Source organism: Pectobacterium sp. HCp5_1 (assembly GCF_032905925.1).
Taxonomy (GTDB): Bacteria; Pseudomonadota; Gammaproteobacteria; order Enterobacterales; family Enterobacteriaceae; genus Pectobacterium; species Pectobacterium brasiliense_A.
The window spans coordinates 86,756-102,799 of record NZ_JAUMIO010000001.1; the positions used below are offsets into that span (position 1 = coordinate 86,756).

Annotated in this window: 15 protein-coding genes; 5 read left to right on the plus strand and 10 right to left on the minus strand. The window is 49.8% G+C overall.

The genetic code is table 11. The annotated features are described in order from the left end of the window. Positions 1-399 precede the first annotated feature (399 nt). A complete protein-coding gene (locus Q3A88_RS00465) occupies positions 400-666 on the minus strand; it encodes a hypothetical protein (protein ID WP_146207451.1) in 267 nt (88 codons plus the stop codon). Between the two features lie 117 nt (positions 667-783). Here Q3A88_RS00465 and Q3A88_RS00470 point away from each other — a divergent pair, with 117 nt between their 5' ends. After that, on the plus strand, positions 784-1,266 hold the full coding sequence (locus Q3A88_RS00470; RefSeq protein WP_110162986.1) for a hypothetical protein: 483 nt from the start codon (positions 784-786) through the stop codon (positions 1,264-1,266). A 42-nt stretch (positions 1,267-1,308) separates the two neighbouring features. On the opposite strand, the gene Q3A88_RS00475 is transcribed toward Q3A88_RS00470, so the two are convergent. The 4 genes from Q3A88_RS00475 to ftnA all read right to left on the minus strand — a co-directional run bounded on the left by Q3A88_RS00475 (position 1,309) and on the right by ftnA (position 3,700). After that, positions 1,309-1,455, minus strand: a complete 147-nt coding sequence (locus Q3A88_RS00475; RefSeq protein ID WP_181393565.1) for a hypothetical protein — start codon at positions 1,453-1,455, stop codon at positions 1,309-1,311. A 355-nt stretch (positions 1,456-1,810) separates the two neighbouring features. Further along, complete coding sequence (gene cspG, locus Q3A88_RS00480) at positions 1,811-2,023, minus strand: cold shock protein CspG (protein WP_010275831.1); 213 nt, start codon at positions 2,021-2,023, stop codon at positions 1,811-1,813. Between the two features lie 529 nt (positions 2,024-2,552). Next, the gene (locus tag Q3A88_RS00485; protein ID WP_181393566.1) at positions 2,553-2,909 is read right to left on the minus strand and encodes a YebY family protein; all 357 of its coding nucleotides are present in this window, start codon (positions 2,907-2,909) and stop codon (positions 2,553-2,555) included. 284 nt (positions 2,910-3,193) lie between these two features. Further along, positions 3,194-3,700, minus strand: coding sequence for a non-heme ferritin (gene ftnA, locus Q3A88_RS00490; RefSeq protein ID WP_010275837.1), 507 nt, complete (start codon positions 3,698-3,700; stop codon positions 3,194-3,196). A gap of 372 nt (positions 3,701-4,072) precedes the next feature. Between ftnA and Q3A88_RS00495 the strand changes: the two genes are divergently transcribed. Next, a complete protein-coding gene (locus tag Q3A88_RS00495) occupies positions 4,073-4,303 on the plus strand; it encodes a DNA polymerase III subunit theta (RefSeq protein WP_110162988.1) in 231 nt (76 codons plus the stop codon). A gap of 347 nt (positions 4,304-4,650) precedes the next feature. Here the strand turns inward: Q3A88_RS00495 and Q3A88_RS00500 are convergent, their stop codons facing one another. Continuing rightward, a complete protein-coding gene (locus Q3A88_RS00500; protein ID WP_317177211.1) occupies positions 4,651-6,702 on the minus strand; it encodes a S9 family peptidase in 2,052 nt (683 codons plus the stop codon). Positions 6,703-6,902: 200 nt separating this feature from the next. Between Q3A88_RS00500 and purT the strand changes: the two genes are divergently transcribed. Then, positions 6,903-8,081: a formate-dependent phosphoribosylglycinamide formyltransferase gene (gene purT, locus Q3A88_RS00505; protein ID WP_317177212.1), complete on the plus strand. Its 1,179-nt coding sequence runs from the start codon at positions 6,903-6,905 to the stop codon at positions 8,079-8,081. 94 nt (positions 8,082-8,175) lie between these two features. Here the strand turns inward: purT and Q3A88_RS00510 are convergent, their stop codons facing one another. Both Q3A88_RS00510 and zwf read right to left on the minus strand, forming a co-directional pair. Continuing rightward, a complete protein-coding gene (locus Q3A88_RS00510) occupies positions 8,176-8,817 on the minus strand; it encodes a bifunctional 4-hydroxy-2-oxoglutarate aldolase/2-dehydro-3-deoxy-phosphogluconate aldolase (RefSeq protein WP_010275853.1) in 642 nt (213 codons plus the stop codon). A 170-nt stretch (positions 8,818-8,987) separates the two neighbouring features. Continuing rightward, a complete protein-coding gene (gene zwf, locus Q3A88_RS00515; RefSeq protein WP_014915165.1) occupies positions 8,988-10,463 on the minus strand; it encodes a glucose-6-phosphate dehydrogenase in 1,476 nt (491 codons plus the stop codon). Positions 10,464-10,846: 383 nt separating this feature from the next. Between zwf and Q3A88_RS00520 the strand changes: the two genes are divergently transcribed. Together Q3A88_RS00520 and pyk are read left to right on the plus strand one after the other, a co-directional pair. After that, the gene (locus Q3A88_RS00520; protein WP_010275858.1) at positions 10,847-11,716 is read left to right on the plus strand and encodes a MurR/RpiR family transcriptional regulator; all 870 of its coding nucleotides are present in this window, start codon (positions 10,847-10,849) and stop codon (positions 11,714-11,716) included. Between the two features lie 257 nt (positions 11,717-11,973). Then, entirely contained in the window at positions 11,974-13,416 is a 1,443-nt protein-coding gene (gene pyk / locus Q3A88_RS00525) for a pyruvate kinase (RefSeq protein WP_014915164.1), read from the plus strand. A 139-nt stretch (positions 13,417-13,555) separates the two neighbouring features. Here the strand turns inward: pyk and lpxM are convergent, their stop codons facing one another. Next, positions 13,556-14,527, minus strand: coding sequence for a lauroyl-Kdo(2)-lipid IV(A) myristoyltransferase (gene lpxM, locus Q3A88_RS00530; RefSeq protein WP_119870521.1), 972 nt, complete (start codon positions 14,525-14,527; stop codon positions 13,556-13,558). A gap of 187 nt (positions 14,528-14,714) precedes the next feature. Then, the gene (gene mepM, locus Q3A88_RS00535; RefSeq protein WP_014915162.1) at positions 14,715-16,037 is read right to left on the minus strand and encodes a murein DD-endopeptidase MepM; all 1,323 of its coding nucleotides are present in this window, start codon (positions 16,035-16,037) and stop codon (positions 14,715-14,717) included. Positions 16,038-16,044 lie beyond the last annotated feature (7 nt).

Below are 16,044 nucleotides of genomic sequence, written 5' to 3' on the forward strand. Positions count from 1 at the left end.
AAGTTGGTTATTATCTTGAGCAAGTGCAATTAGCAAAGGATCAATCCAATAAACAACCTACCCGTACGTCAGTCTGCACTCGAGGCATCGGCACCAGTACTGGTTGAGTCAACTCTGCTGACAGAGGTGTGCGTTACGCCGGCACATAGACTGTGTGCATAGTCGAACAACCAAGCAGCAACATCATCAGAAGCGCACTCACGGCTAGCCGGACTGCGTTTAATCATTTTCCTGTAAACAGCCTGCTTTTCATTAAAATTCACTTTAGCAATTGCGCCGTGTTGATTCGCATTGCGTGCTATCTCGTTGTAGCGATGGAACTCAAACGATTGACGCGCAATGATCGTCTGTTGTGATGTGTTGATATCGTCAGATACTTTCTTTCCGTGTTCTACTACATCAACATTCCAGCGCAGATGTAGTAATGATTACTGTAGCCCTAGACATAGTGATTCGACACAAACCCAGCATCCGCCGCCATTTATCCATAGGTGCCAGAGCGTCCCGCTTTGCGTCATCGCCATCAGACGGCTGGCTGAAATCTGCATATCCCTTCCCTTCATCGACTGATTTATGCTTCACCGATTTCATCCTACTGCGGAACTGGAGTGAATAAAATATAAACAAATCAAGCGAGATACCAATCAGTGCGATTGCTTTAACCATCTGGTGAAGGATCTCCTCCAGCAGTACCATCCCCGACGTTGTAAGACGTACGCAGAGACGGCTGACATATATAGGGTTGCCTGCTTATCGGGCATAGATAATATGGATTTTATTTAAATGAAAAAGACATCGCGTTTTCTTCTGGCGCTTGCTGGATTATGGTTTTCCGTTACTGCTTATTCCGCAGCGCCTCCCTCACCTCACGCAGAGGAAACACGGATACCGGCCATCAAACTCATCAATACGCCAGATAATCACTCGGCCTTCGTGACAGGCAGCGTGCCAGCGCTGGAAAAAATCACGGCACAAAAATTCTGGCTCAGCAATTCCACGGAAGCGTGGGAGATGAACGTTCACCCGGCACCGCGTAAACAATATGTCATCACGCTGAAAGGCACGTTGAAATTTCGAGTTAGCGATGGTTCCACTTTTCTGCTTTCTCCTGGAACCGTATTGATTGCCGCCGACACTCAGGGGGAAGGACATAGCTGGGAGATGGTTGAAGGGGCTGAATGGGTTCGGATTTATATTCCAATTGTGGATGAGAGCGATTATTTCACCCCCAATGCATCGGTCACCGCCGCGCCTAAAGCGCACTAACTTTTCGCTGCATATTGGCGACGGAAGCCCGTCGCCAACCTATTAAGCCTTATTCGCATCAAACGGATCATCGACATCATCCTTGCTGTCATCACGTTTGCGCGGAATATCCCCCTGATCTTTTGGCGCATCTTTTGCCGGATGGTCATTTTCATCCTTGTGTTTGGTGCCCGTATTTTTCTCAGTCATCGTTTCCTCCCATTACGTCGTGTTCTATAAACTTAGTCGATAACGGCTATAAACGGGATATGAACCTGTCGATTAGATTGTGATAAAAGGCATTTTATAATGAAGGTAGAGAAATTATGTCCGTTCGCTATGCCGCAGTTAATGAAACTGAACACTTACGGATGATGAGGAATAAAACAATATAGGCTGCTGAGTGCTGAAGATAAAATTCAGTAAGTGGCTATGAGATATAAAAACAAAAACCCCCAGCTTTATGCTAGGGGTTCTAAATGTTTTCTTGACTGCTCCGGATTAAACCATCATCGCTATCGCAAGAGAAACATTAATTCAACTTGGCTTATTAGTGCGCAACTTTTTACAGTGCGACAACGTTGCCAGCTGCTGGGCCTTTCTGGCCGTTTTCGATGGTGAACTCAACCTTTTGGCCTTCGTCCAGCGTTTTGAAATCGTTGCTCTGAATAGCAGAGAAATGTACGAATACATCTTTGCTGCCGTTGTCAGGAGTAATGAAACCAAAACCTTTACCAGCGTCAAACCATTTTACTAAACCAGTCATTTTATTAGACATAGATATTACCTTAATTTGTATAGTGCCTTCCGGCAAATAGGGCCTGTGCACAGAATTTAATTAGCAACGATAAGGAGGCTCAAAAGAAGGGATATCTATGGATAACACTCTTGGAAATGAGAACTGCTTTACTAAACTGCTTTTTAGGTCTGCGAATCAAACCGACGAGCTATTAACGCATGTATAAATATCTTTAGCAAGCGTTTATTTTTAAAAACCTTTAAAAGCCCCACAAAGACGAAACTCGCCTCGTGCCAACATCTAATTGGCAAAAATCGCCAACCGATACATAAAAAAAAGACTGAATACGATTCCTGTATTCAGTCTAGGGAAATGGCTCTTGGGAGAGCCGTGCGCTAAAAGTTGGCATTTATACAAGCTGTACTAGCCCTGTAGACTTAAGCTTAGCCAACTCCCTCACGTTTTCCAGCTTTAACCTATTCGCAATCATCACAAATGGAACAGATTTCACACTTTATCTTAACCATAAAGAAGTAATTGTTTAACATTAATAGGTAAATCAATCACTTCATGGTTTAGCGTCTGGCTTACACAACTGCTCTGCACGTTCGATAAATGGCTGAAGGCTTTTTTTCTGTCCGGGATGCTTAGGGTCATCCAGCCAGATCGCGTCTATCGGCTGCGCACTCACCTGCCCGGCTTTCATTTGCGCAATGGCAACATCGTTTAGCGGATATTGCATCAGCGTCCCGGTATGTAAGGCGTACAGCGCATTGCCAGGACGACAAATCAGTTGAACTTCTTCACGCGTGAAAGCCCAGCGATCGCCATATTCAAACCGGCTGATATTTGCCAGTTGAGCGGCAGCAAAAGCATTCACAGAAAGTGAAGTAAGCACGATAGATAGCAAAAATTTCTTCATCATGGTATTCCCGACATGGCGTATTCAGACAATGATGTGTGTGAGTTTTGCAGCCTTATCCGAATCAGAGAAAGACAGCCTCAACCCTTATAAAACAGAATGTTGTATATCACGACTGATGCGATCATAGCGGCAGAAGAAGGTGAAGTCGAGTGTGGCGTTCAGGAATAATATCGGTAGTTTGGTACTGGTAGAAAGGTCATTCGAGAGGGGTAAATGGCGGGATAAGGAGAACATTATCCCGCATCATTCAACGACTCATTGGCCGACAGAAGCGTCGCTTGTCATTAGGTTGACGGGGCCGCCGCAGACATTTTTTTCAGGTCCTGATCGATGAAGAACAGGCCGCCTTCGCTGGCTTTAACTAACGCCAATTTGTCCAGAATAGAACGGAACAATTTCTCTTCTTCGTGCTGCTCAGCAACGTACCATTGCAGGAAGTTGAATGTAGAGTAATCCTGCAGCGCCATCGCCTCATGCGCCAGCTCATTAATTTTTGCAGTGATCAGCTGTTCGTGTTCATAGGTCAGCTTGAAGACATCAGCCAGTGAATCAAAATCAATCGGCGGTGCAGCAATCGCGCCTAATACAGGCAGGCTTCCTGTGTCGTCCAGATAGTCAAACAGGCGCTGCATGTGCTGCATTTCTTCCTGAGAATGCGTCTTCAGGAAACTGGATGCGCCTTCAAAACCTTTGTCACCGCACCATGCGCTCATTTGCAGATACAAATTCGCGGAATAAAACTCCAGATTAAGTTGCTCATTCAGCTTCTGAATCATTTCTTTTTTTAACATGTTAACTCCCTATTTTCCCGGCAGGTGAAATTATTTAGGGCATTATGCCTGAAAAAATAAAATAAAAAACACTTTATTAACATTGATATTCAACCAACAAAAAATTACTTATAAACAATAGGTTATGAATTATGTTATTGATATTTATTATCACTTAAGTCACAGGGTAAATATATTATTGCGAATCATTGTTATTATCAAAAATAACAACCAAGGTCGATATCATTTATGGCACGTTTTTATTAAAAATGATTCCCATTTCGTAATGAGAATAATAAACATCCACACGATAAGGTGAACGCTTGCCATTTTCCTGTCACTACTTTACCGTGACACGCATCAGTCTGTGGCCAATAGGCAGGAGAATACGGTATGGGATACAATCTGGCAGAATTGTCCAAAGAAGAGATGGATAAAGTTAACGTAGACTTGGCGGCGTCAGGCGTGGCCTTCAAAGAACGTTACAATATGCCGATCATTCCCGAGGTCGTTGAGAGAGAGCAACCCGAGTACTTGCGTGACTATTTTCGCGAACGCGTGATGTTTTATCGCCAGCGTTCACTACAGTTCTCTCGTTTACCCTACGAACCGAAGTCTAAGTAGGCTTATCCTTTCATTCCAACCTACGACGACCTTGCCGTGGAAAACATCCCTTTCCACGGGTTACATTCTTACACAGCAAAAACGATTTTCTGCTTGCATATCGGCCCACACAAGCGGTTAATGGAGTGGCAACCTACTCTTTTATCACGCGAGGCAAGATATGAGTAAAGGTCTGGATAGCAAAAAGAACAGTAAGAAGAAGCCCCTGAAAACGGCCGCCGAAAAACGGGCCGATAAAAGGGCAAAGAAACCGCAGGCTGATATTACCTGAGTGGTGATATGACCTAAGTAATGTGCCATGTCGATCGGGTAAACCCGAAAACGGGTTTACCCTCATAACCAACACTTTATTCGTGCACTTCCTCAACCATTTCGAGCACCATCAGCAGGAAAGCATATTCCAACGCAATATCATCATAACGTTTAAAACGACCGGATTTTCCGCCGTGCCCGGCATCCATATCGGTGTACAGCAGCACCAGACGATCGTCCGTTTTAACTTCACGTAATTTCGCCACCCACTTTGCAGGCTCCCAATACTGAACCTGAGAGTCGTGTAACCCGGTAGTTACCAGCAAATGCGGATAGCGTTGCGCGGTAATACCGTCATAGGGGCTATATTGCTTGATATAGTCATAATAGATTTGTTCATTCGGATCGCCCCACTCGTCATACTCGCCAGTCGTCAACGGGATAGACTCATCCAGCATTGTCGTCAACACATCAACGAAGGGAACCTGGGCAACAACGCCCTTAAATAGATCGGGTGCCATATTCACTACCGCGCCCATCAATAGCCCGCCCGCACTGCCCCCCATAGCAAACATGTTGTTCCTGTCGCCATAACCTTTTTCTATCAATGCCTGAGACACATCGATGAAATCGGTGAAGGAATGCATTTTATTGAGCAGGCGACCATCGTCGTACCACTGCTGACCCAGCTCACCGCCACCGCGAATGTGCGTTAAGGCAAAGACGAACCCTCTGTCCAGCAAACTCAGACGGCTAACGCTAAAATCAGGATCCATGCTATGGCTATAAGCGCCATAGCCGTAGACCAGTACCGGGTTCTTACCTGGGCTGAAATGATCGCGATGATAAACGAGGGAAACGGGAACATCGACGCCATCCCGAACCGTGATCCACAAGCGCTCACTCCGGTAATTGTCCGGTGAGAAATCTTTCACTTCGGCTTGTTTAAGTAACTGCGGCTCGCCTGTGTCCAGATTCAATTCATACAGCGTGCTGGGCGTTGTCATTGATGAATAGCCATACCGCATCAATGCCGTTTCTGGCGTAGGGTTGTACGACAGCCACGTCACATAGCTCGCATCATTAAAGGTGATCGCTTTTTCTTCCTGCGTCTGCCAGTGAATCTGGCGCAAGCGGGTCAAACCGCGCTCCCGTTCTTCAACCACCAGCCAGTCACGAAACAGCTCAAAACCTTCCAGTACGCGGTGTTCATGTGGTGCAATCAGTGTTTCCAGCGTTTGCTCATCGGGCCTATCCGAACGGTAGAGGCCAAAATTTTTCCCTTCCCGATTGGATCGCAGATAAAACTTATCCTGATAGTGATCGATGACATATTCATGATCTTTTCGACGTGGAATGCCTACCTGCGGCAACGCATCCGGGCGCGTCGCGTCAAGCAACAACACTTCACTCGTCGTCGTGCTACTGAGATAAATAGTGATGTAGTGCTCTGATGTCGTTTTACTCAGGCTAACGTAATAGGTGTCGTCTTTCTCTTCATAGACCAGTTCATCTAACGCCGGATCGCTCCCCAGACGGTGGCGATAGACCTGATATGGCAACAGCGTTTGCTCATGTTTACGCACGTAATACAGAACCGTCGAATCCGCCGACCATTCCGCCCCTGCGGTCACATTTTCGATCACATCAGGTAACCACTCGCCGCTGTTTAGATCGCGAAAACGAAGCGTGTACTGCCGACGGGATAAAAAGTCTTCCGAGAGCGCCAGCAGCGTGTTGTCAGGGCTAACCTCAAGCGTGCCGAGACTGTAAAACTCATGCCCTTCCGCACGTTGATTCCCATCCAGCAGCGTTTCCCACGCGTCTGTTGCCTGCTCAGGCTGACGCAGATAGATGGCGTACTCTTTCCCCTGCTCATAGCGGCTTTGGTAGCGATAGCCTTTTCTGACATACGGCACAGACATATCCGTCGACGGAATGCGTTTGACCATTTCGTCATACAGTGCCCGCTTGCGTGCGTCATGAGGTGCCATGACAGCTTCGCTGTAGGCGTTTTCCTGCTTTAGATAATCCAACACCTGCGGATCGGTACGCTGGTCATCACGCAGCCAGTAATAATTGTCGATACGCGTATCGCCATGTGTACTTAGTGCATGGGGTCTTTTTTCAGCTTGCGGTGTCTTCATGGCGTCGGATCTCGTTGTCTTGACATAAAATTTTCGCTTTGTAAGAAGAGTGGCACGATTGCCCGGCAATGCCAAGCCACGTCCTTATCTCTTGGTGCGCTTTTGCGCATCGCATTCCACCGCCCGCCCTCATTAATGCGCACGCAAACGTTTTCGTTTATACTGCGGCCATTTTTCACAACCCGATCAGGTATAAGGTTATGTTAACAATTGGAACCGCCCTGCGTGCGGATGCCACACGAGTGATGCTGCTTGGCTCCGGTGAATTAGGCAAAGAAGTGGCGATTGAGTGTCAGCGCCTGGGAATCGAAGTGATTGCGGTCGATCGCTATGCCGATGCCCCCGCCATGCAGGTTGCGCATCGCAGCCACGTCATCAATATGTTGGATGGCGATGCATTAAAAGCGTTGGTTGAAGCCGAACGTCCTGATTACATCGTGCCAGAAATCGAAGCCATCGCAACTGACATGCTGGTGACGCTGGAAAAACAGGGTCACCATGTTGTTCCTTGTGCCGAAGCGACGCGCCTGACGATGAATCGCGAAGGTATCCGTCGTCTGGCTGCTGAAACACTCGGCGTTCCCACTTCCACCTACCGTTTTGCCGACAGCGAAGAGAACTTTCGTCAGGCGGTAGAGGCGATTGGCTACCCTTGTATTGTTAAGCCGGTCATGAGTTCCTCTGGTAAAGGGCAAAGCCTGATTCGCTCTGCTGAGCAGTTAGATCAGGCGTGGCACTATGCCCAGCAGGGTGGACGAGCAGGCGGCGGACGCGTCATCGTGGAAGGGCTGGTTAATTTTGATTTTGAGATCACCTTACTGACGATCCATGCGGTTGACGGCATTCATTTCTGTGCGCCAATCGGTCATCGACAGGAAGACGGCGACTACCGTGAATCCTGGCAACCACAGCAGATGAGCGCGCTGGCGCAGGAACGCGCACAGAAGATGGCCAGCGATGTCGTGAAAGCGCTCGGCGGCTATGGCCTGTTCGGCGTGGAGCTGTTCGTCTGCGGCGATGAGGTTATTTTCAGTGAAGTCTCCCCTCGCCCGCACGATACCGGCATGGTGACGATGATTTCTCAGGATCTGTCCGAGTTTGCGCTGCACGTGCGTGCTTTCCTGGGGCTGCCCATTGGCGCAGTGCGTCAGTATGGCGCTTCAGCTTCCGCCGTGATTTTACCGGAACTGGATAGCAACAACGTGCGTTATCAGGGGCTAGAAGGCGCACTGCTGCCTCATACGCAAATTCGCCTGTTTGGTAAACCGGATATCAGCGGCAAGCGCCGTATGGGTGTCGCGTTAGCCAGTGCGGAAACAACGGATGATGCTGTCGCCATCGCCAAGCGCGTTGCAGCGGACGTAAAAGTCAGCGGCTGATACATTCATTGATCGCGGGATGACGGACAAGGATGTCCGCCATAAAAAAGGCCACTCGCAGTGAGTGGCCTCCGTCATTCAGTCACGAGCAAACTTAAGCTTTTGCACCCGCAACGGCTTCACGCGCCAGTTCAGTAATACGTGCGTAATCACCGCTTTCCAGCGCGTCGTTCGGCACCAGCCATGAACCACCCACGCACAGCACGCTTTTCAGCGCCAGATAGTCGCGGTAGTTATTCGGCGTAATGCCACCCGTTGGGCAGAAACGAATCTGAGCAAACGGACCTGCGATCGCCTGGAGCGCTTTCACGCCGCCGTTAGCTTCCGCGGGGAAGAATTTGAACTCACGCAGGCCGTAATCCATACCCAGCATCAGTTCAGATACGGTGCTGATACCTGGGATCAACGGGATGTTGCCTTCCGTTGCGGCTTTCAGCAGCGGCTCGGTCAGGCCTGGGCTGATGGCAAACTGCGCACCCGCCTCAACCACCGCAGCCAGTTGCTCAGGGTTTGTTACCGTACCCGCACCCACGATAGCTTCCGGTACTTCTTTCGCAATCGCGCGAATCGCTTCGATGGCACAGTCGGTACGCAATGTCAGTTCCAGAACGCGAACGCCGCCCGCGACTAACGCTTTTGCCATCGGCACCGCGTGTTCCAGTTTGTTGACCACAATCACAGGAACAACGGGACCCGTTGTCAAAATCTGTTCCGCGCTCGTTTTCCAGTTTTTCATCAAAAGTTATCTCCAGTCATGCCCGAAGGCATCATTAATTATATAGCGCGCCCCTGCCACAGGGATCTGCGTCGCCGCAGATGTCCGACCGCACCGTGAGCCATACAATAAAAACTGTGGGAGGCCGACCGTTGTCGGCCAGCCCCCATTACTGACGTATTACCAAAAAATTACTCAAACTCATTCCAGGAACGGCCATCGCGGGTAATCATCGCCACAGATGCCACCGGCCCCCAGCTTCCTGCCTGATACGGCTTCGGTGCATCGTTGTCCATTGCCCACGCATCCATGATGGAGTCCACCCATTTCCAGGCTTCTTCAACTTCATCACGACGGACAAACAGCGCCTGAATCCCACGCATGGTTTCCAGCAGCAGACGCTCGTAAGCATCGGCCAAATGCTGCTGATTAAAGGTTTCCGAGAAGCTAAGATCCAGTTTCACCGTTTGCAGGCGGTGCTTATGCTCTAACCCCGGAATTTTGTTCAGAATCTGGATTTCCACACCTTCATCCGGCTGCAAGCGAATGATCAGCTTGTTCTGCGGCAGTTGTTGGTAGGAATCATGGAACAGGTTCAGCGCAGGGTTTTTAAAGTACACCACCACTTCTGAACATTTGGTCGGCAGGCGTTTACCGGTACGCAGGTAGAACGGCACACCAGACCAGCGCCAGTCATCAATATCAACGCGAATCGAGACGAAGGTTTCCGTGCTGCTGCTTTTGTTCGCGCCCTCTTCCTCCAGATAGCCCGGCACTTTATGTCCCTGAACAAAACCAGATGTGTATTGGCCGCGAACGGTGGTTTCATGCACGTTGGAGCGATCGATACGACGCAGTGAACGCAGCACTTTCACTTTTTCATCACGGATGCGGTCGGTCGTCAAATCAGACGGCGGCGACATCGCAATCATCGTCAGAATCTGTAACAGGTGGTTCTGGATCATATCGCGCATCTGGCCGGCTTTATCGAAATAGCCCCAGCGCCCTTCAATCCCGACTTCCTCGGCTACCGTGATCTGCACATGGTCGATCGTCCGGTTGTCCCAGTTTGAGGAGAACAGCGAGTTGGCAAAACGCAGCGCCAGCAGGTTCAGAACGGTCTCTTTACCCAGATAGTGGTCGATGCGGTAAACCTGACACTCGTTAAAGAATTCCGCGACCTGATCGTTAATGACGCGAGAAGACGCCAGATCGGTACCCAGCGGTTTTTCCATTACCACGCGCGCGGGCTCTTTATTCAGCCCTGCGGTTCCCAACCCTTTGCAGATCGCACCGAATGTACTCGGCGGCATGGCAAAATAGTTGATGGTGGTACGGTTTTTCTGGTCAAGCATCTTGCCCAGCTTGTTGAAGGCTTTGGTGTCTTCCACATCAAGATTGCAGAAATCCAGCCGACTGCTTAGCGTTTCCCACAACTTATCGTCGATGGCTTCTTTCATAAAGGTGTCAAGCGCTTCGCGCACGACGCGGGTATACTCCGCTTTATCCCAATCCGCACGGCCCACCCCGATAATTCGGGTGTCCGCATGGATGTGACCTGCTTTTTCCAACTGGTAAAGGGAAGGCAGCAATTTACGGCGTGCCAGATCGCCCTTAGCTCCGAAAATAACCAGATCGCACGCTTGGGCTGTTGAAGTTACCGCCATGTTCATCTCCTCGTTGCAGGATGCTGTAATTTTATTACAGCGATAATGTACTCTTTTTGACTACAGCCAGTAAACCCATCTTAAAAATGCCAAATAATGGTCGGGATTGACTGAAAACCATGCATAAATCGGTCTGTGCAGTGGCTGAAGTCACTTATGCATTCGCCCTAAAACGAAATTTTTCGTCGTTTCTGACAGTTGATTACTTTTCTGAAAGTTAGACACATGTCATGTTCTGGCAAAAAAAGGACCTAACTTAGCCTGTTGCCCTATGCCAACCACTACAGGGTCGTAGTATATTTTCACGACTTACATTTTTTCACGTAATGCATGCCAGTGTACCTTTAGTTGAAATTGGAAAAAACTTACATGGCCCTTGTCGTATGAATATGCTGGAAAAAATCCAGAGCCACCTGGAACTCTTGAGCAAATCAGAAAGAAAAGTTGCTGAAGTGATCCTGAGCACGCCACAAACAGCCATTCACTCCAGCATCGCGACCTTGGCCAAAATGGCCGATGTCAGCGAACCAACGGTTAATCGTTTCTGTCGCCGCCTTGAAACTAAAGGTTTTCCCGATTTTAAACTACATCTGGCGCAAAGTCTGGCAAACGGTACACCGTATGTGAACCGGAACGTTGAAGAAGATGACAGCGTTGATGCCTATACCAGTAAAATTTTTGAATCCGCCATGGCTGGCCTGGAGCAGGTGAAATCCAGTCTGGATGTCACCGCCGTCAACCGCGCCGTGGACTTGCTGACACAGGCGAAGAAAATCTCTTTCTTTGGCCTGGGCGCTTCCGCCGCTGTCGCACATGATGCGATGAACAAATTTTTCCGCTTCAATATCCCCGTCGTCTATTTCGATGACATCGTTATGCAGCGTATGAGCTGTATGAATTCCAGCGACGGCGACGTCGTGGTATTGATCTCCCACACGGGCAGAACCAAAAGTCTGGTCGAAATGGCACAGCTGGCACGCGAGAACGACGCTACTGTTATCGCCATCACCTCGGACGGCACGCCGTTGGCGCGTGAGGCGTCGTTGGCCTTGCGACTTGATGTGCCTGAAGATACCGATGTCTACATGCCGATGGTGTCCCGCATCGCTCAGTTGACGTTGATCGACGTTCTGGCGACCGGGTTCACGCTGCGCCGCGGGGAAAAATTTCGTGATAACCTGAAACGGGTCAAAGAGGCCCTGCGTGAATCTCGCTTTGATAAAGACGAGCGATTGATTAATCCCTTCAGGTGATAGATAAGTTTATGTTGTGCTTTGTTTTTGAGTTATACCTATGAAAAATGAGCGGTATCATCTACCCCTTCATCTTGATATGGTCACAGACTACAGGCATGGAAAGATGGCAGGGATTACCTGTACAGTATGATAATCAGACTCAACACGATGTTCGGATAACGCAGGTGAAATAGTTTTGTTGTAAAGTGACATTTTGCACCGTTATTCGACGCTTAATCGCAACACTACAGCTTCACAAGTGAACGGAGTTATACATGTCCAGACGGCTCAGAAGAACCAAAATTGTCACCACCCTGGGGCCCGCTACCGACCGTGATAATAATCTCGAAAAGATTATCAGTGCGGGCGCGAACGTAGTACGCATGAATTTTTCTCACGGCACGCCAGAAGATCATCTATTACGTGCCAACAAAGTTCGTGAAATTGCGGCTAAATTAGGCCGCCATGTTGCCATTCTTGGCGATCTACAGGGTCCAAAAATTCGTGTTTCTACCTTCAAAGAAGGTAAAATTTTCCTGAATATCGGCGACAAATTCTTGCTGGATGCCAACTTAGCGAAAGGCGAAGGCGATAAAGAAAAAGTCGGAATCGATTACAAAGGTTTGCCGAGCGACGTGGTACCTGGCGATATCCTGTTACTGGATGATGGCCGAGTGCAGTTGAAAGTCCTTCAGGTTGAAGGCCTGAAAGTGTATACCGAAGTCACCGTTGGCGGTCCGCTGTCCAACAATAAAGGCATCAACAAACTCGGCGGTGGTCTGTCTGCCGAAGCCCTGACGGAAAAAGATAAAGCCGACATTATTACTGCCGCAAAAATTGGCGTCGACTATCTGGCCGTCTCTTTCCCTCGTACCGGTGAAGATCTCAACTACGCACGTCGCCTCGCGCGTGATGCGGGTTGTCACGCCAAGATCGTATCAAAAGTTGAACGCGCTGAAGCCGTCTGCTCAGATGCCGCAATGGATGACATTATTCTGGCTTCCGACGTGGTGATGGTGGCGAGGGGCGATCTGGGCGTTGAAATCGGCGACCCAGAGCTGGTGGGGATTCAGAAGAAGTTGATCCGTCGCGCCCGTCAGTTGAACCGTGCGGTCATTACCGCCACGCAGATGATGGAGTCGATGATCACCAACCCGATGCCAACGCGTGCAGAGGTGATGGACGTCGCTAACGCCGTGTTGGATGGCACCGATGCCGTGATGCTGTCGGCGGAAACCGCTGCGGGCCAATATCCGGCGGAAACCGTCGCCGCTATGGCGAAAGTGTGTTTAGGCGCGGAGAAGATCCCAAGCATCAATGTCTCCAAGCACCGCCTTGACGTACAGTTTGATAACACCGAAGAATCCATCGCGATGTCTTCCATGTACGCCGCTAACCATCTGAAAGGGGTGACGGCGCTGATCGCCATGACGGAATCGGGTCGGACCGCCCTGATGATGTCCCGTATCAGTTCCGGTCTGCCGATTTTCGCTATGTCTCGTCATGAGCACACGCTGAACCTGACCGCACTGTATCGTGGCGTTACTCCCGTGCATTTCGACAGCTACACGGACGGCGTCGCTGCCGCCAATGATGCAGTGATCCTGCTGCGCGATAAAGGGTTCCTGATGTCTGGGGATCTGGTCATCGTCACACAGGGTGACATCATGGGTACCGTGGGCACCACCAACACGATCCGCATCCTGCGCGTGGAATAATCATTGTCATAACCGTCCGCGACTGAATTAGCGGACGGTATTGTGATAGCGCGAAGTGTGAGAGCAAAAAGCCGGACGATTTCTCGTCCGGCTTTTTTATCTCTGTGGCCTATCAGCCCACTGTTATCTACCGTACAAACTAGTCGCGGTATAAATCATCCCGACAGTACGGTTCAATTTCACCCGACTTGCGGGTTTTCAGCAGTTTCAGAATCCAGGTGTACTGCTCAGGATTCGGTTTGACCAGAATTTCCACTTCTTCATTCATACGCCGTGCAATGTATGCGTCATCCGCGTCCGCCAAGTCGTCCATCGGCGGGCGAATAAATACATCGAGGCAGCCGTCTTTAGCGTTATACACCGGGAACAGCGGCACGATGTCAGCGCGACACACTTTCATCAGTCGCCCGACGGCAGGCAGCGTTGCCTTATAGGTCGCAAAGAAATCAACGAATTCACTGTGCTCCGCGCCGTGATCCTGATCGGGCAGATAATAGCCCCAGCACCCAGAGCGCACAGAGCTGATAAACGGTTTAATACCATCATTACGGGCATGGATGCGGCCACCAAAACGACGACGTAACCGATTCCACCAGTAGTCCACCAGCGCATTCTTCTGGTTGTGGAACATGGCCGCCATACGCTGGCCGCGTGAGGTCAGCAGCATCGCAGGGATATCAACACCCCACCCGTGCGGAACCAGAAAAATCACGTTCTTCTCTTGTTCCTTAATGCGATCCAGAATGTCTTCGCCATGCCAGCGAACGTATTTTTCGATTTTCTTCGGGTTACGAATTCCCACTTCCACCATCATGATCATCGACTGAGGAGCCGTCGCAAACATGTCATCGATGATAGTTTCGCGCTGTGCTTCCGTTAATTCCGGCATGCAATACAGCAGATTAATGCGGGCACGGCGGCGTGCGCCTTTTGATATTCTCCCAACAAAACGCCCTAACCCACCCAGCACCGGGTTTCTTAATCGCGCGGGAACATAGGCAGCGAGCGCCATCACACCAACGCCTAACCAAACGCCCCAATAGCGCGGATGAAAAAAGGCGCGTTGAAACTGGGGAACAAATTCAGCGTTCGATTTTTTTTCTTTTTCCATGCCTAAACTCTTCAGATCAATCAATAAACATAATCATAATTGCCGCTCGGCGTTTAGCAACGACGACGACAGTTACGCAAAAACACGTTTGCTCGATAATAAAAAATCAGGAACCAGTGTTCTATCAAATGTTCTATAAATGAAAATGCCGGCAGCAAGCCACCGGCATAACATGCAGTCAGTAGAATTAATCAAACTTAAGCTGCGGTACAACCTCTTTCACCTGCGCCAGATAATCACGACGCTCTTTACCCGCCAGCCCTTCAGAACGTGGCAGTTTAGCCGTTAACGGGTTTACTGCCTGCTGGTTGATCCAGAATTCGTAGTGCAGGTGCGGGCCGGTAGAACGACCGGTGTTACCGGATAACCCGATGCGATCGCCACGTTTCACTTTCTGCCCCGGTTTAACCAGGATGCGATGCATATGCATGTAGCGCGTGGTGTACTGACGACCATGACGGATGGCAACATAGTTTCCTGCTGCACCGCTGCGTTTCGCAATCACGACTTCTCCATCCCCCACGGCCAGAACCGGCGAACCGACCGGCATGGCAAAATCGACACCTTTATGCGGTGCGACGCGCCCTGTTACCGGGTTCAGACGACGTGGATTAAAGTTGGAGGAAATACGGAATTGTTTCATGGTTGGGAAACGCATAAAGCCACGCGTCAAACCGGAACCTTCACGATCGTAGAATTTACCGTCTTCTGCACGAATCGCGTAATAGTCTTTGCCACCGGTATTCAGACGGACGCCGACCAGTTCGCTCTGCTCACTTTTACCATCGAGCATTTCGCGGGACATCAGCACAGAGAAGGTATCGTCTTTGCGTAATTTACGGAAATCCAGCTGCCATTGCAGTGCTTTGATAACTTCACGCACTTCGGTGCTGGTCAAACCGGCGTTTTTTGCACTGCTAACGAAGCTACCACTGACTCGGCCATTCAGAACGCTATTGCGCCACTCGCCTTTCAGCGTCTCAATACGCTCTTTAAAATCGTTACCCACGCGCTCATAAATGCGTGTTTCACGGCGGGACATCTGCCAGGTCAAACTTTGCAGGTCGCCGTTCTCTGCCAAAGCCCATGAAATTTGCTGACCGATCTTCAGGTTCCGCAAATCTTTATTCTGCTCGGCAAGCTGGGTGACATCCGCGATATCAATGCCGTACTGCGTCAAAATGCTGCTTAAGGTATCGCCCGTAGAGACCACGTACTCATGTACGCCGCCTTCATCGGCAACCTTATCATCCAGCTCATCTTGTGGAATCTCGTCATCCGGCGAGGGTTGGTCTATCGGTTCACTGGCTTCAGGCGTCAACGTACGCAGTTGGCTGGTTTCCAGATCGATATCTTTCACGATGACGGGGGCATCATCGACGTGGGGATAAACAAAAGGCCGCCAAACGGCAACGGCCAATGTCACAACGGTAAGCGACCCCAGCATGACGCGATGGGGCCGAGGTAAGCTGTTATACGCCAGAGCGATAGTTCGGACTATCTGCTGCACTTATTCG

Excerpts from the sequence above, each read along its gene's own strand:
- Q3A88_RS00465 (WP_146207451.1), bottom strand. The coding sequence starts at position 666 with ATGGTTAAAGCAATCGCACTGATTGGTATCTCGCTTGATTTGTTTATA.
- Q3A88_RS00470 (WP_110162986.1), top strand. The coding sequence starts at position 784 with ATGAAAAAGACATCGCGTTTTCTTCTGGCGCTTGCTGGATTATGGTTT.
- Q3A88_RS00475 (WP_181393565.1), bottom strand. The coding sequence starts at position 1,455 with ATGACTGAGAAAAATACGGGCACCAAACACAAGGATGAAAATGACCAT.
- cspG (WP_010275831.1), bottom strand. The coding sequence starts at position 2,023 with ATGTCTAATAAAATGACTGGTTTAGTAAAATGGTTTGACGCTGGTAAA.
- Q3A88_RS00485 (WP_181393566.1), bottom strand. The coding sequence starts at position 2,909 with ATGATGAAGAAATTTTTGCTATCTATCGTGCTTACTTCACTTTCTGTG.
- ftnA (WP_010275837.1), bottom strand. The coding sequence starts at position 3,700 with ATGTTAAAAAAAGAAATGATTCAGAAGCTGAATGAGCAACTTAATCTG.
- Q3A88_RS00495 (WP_110162988.1), top strand. The coding sequence starts at position 4,073 with ATGGGATACAATCTGGCAGAATTGTCCAAAGAAGAGATGGATAAAGTT.
- Q3A88_RS00500 (WP_317177211.1), bottom strand. The coding sequence starts at position 6,702 with ATGAAGACACCGCAAGCTGAAAAAAGACCCCATGCACTAAGTACACAT.
- purT (WP_317177212.1), top strand. The coding sequence starts at position 6,903 with ATGTTAACAATTGGAACCGCCCTGCGTGCGGATGCCACACGAGTGATG.
- Q3A88_RS00510 (WP_010275853.1), bottom strand. The coding sequence starts at position 8,817 with ATGAAAAACTGGAAAACGAGCGCGGAACAGATTTTGACAACGGGTCCC.
- zwf (WP_014915165.1), bottom strand. The coding sequence starts at position 10,463 with ATGGCGGTAACTTCAACAGCCCAAGCGTGCGATCTGGTTATTTTCGGA.
- Q3A88_RS00520 (WP_010275858.1), top strand. The coding sequence starts at position 10,847 with ATGAATATGCTGGAAAAAATCCAGAGCCACCTGGAACTCTTGAGCAAA.
- pyk (WP_014915164.1), top strand. The coding sequence starts at position 11,974 with ATGTCCAGACGGCTCAGAAGAACCAAAATTGTCACCACCCTGGGGCCC.
- lpxM (WP_119870521.1), bottom strand. The coding sequence starts at position 14,527 with ATGGAAAAAGAAAAAAAATCGAACGCTGAATTTGTTCCCCAGTTTCAA.